This window comes from Citrobacter sp. TBCS-14, assembly GCF_005280805.1.
GTDB lineage: Bacteria > Pseudomonadota > Gammaproteobacteria > Enterobacterales > Enterobacteriaceae > Citrobacter > Citrobacter gillenii.
This window is the reverse complement of the sequence record NZ_SZWM01000672.1, coordinates 1-208: the sequence shown is the minus strand read 5'-3', so window position 1 is coordinate 208 and position 208 is coordinate 1. Positions and strand designations below refer to the sequence as shown.

1 protein-coding gene is annotated in these 208 nt (G+C 53.4%); it reads left to right on the top strand.

Going from position 1 to position 208, the window contains the following annotated elements; translation table 11 throughout:
• Positions 1-208 (top strand): hypothetical protein (locus FDX22_RS20620; RefSeq protein ID WP_186805393.1); only part of this gene is annotated, 208 nt, incomplete at both ends.

The window sequence follows — 208 nt, the reverse complement described above, 5'->3', positions numbered from 1 at the left end:
ATACGCATCTGGCGTTGAACAAAGAAGACGAAAAGATTCGTTTTCGCGATATCCAGGCGCAGCCGCGCAAAATCATCTCCAGTCCGACCTGGTCCGGCCTTGAAAGCGAACATGTCTCCTATAACGCAGGCTATACCAACGTCCACGAACTGATCCCATGGCGCACCCTGTCCGGTCGTCAGCAGCTGTATCAGGATCATGCGTGGAT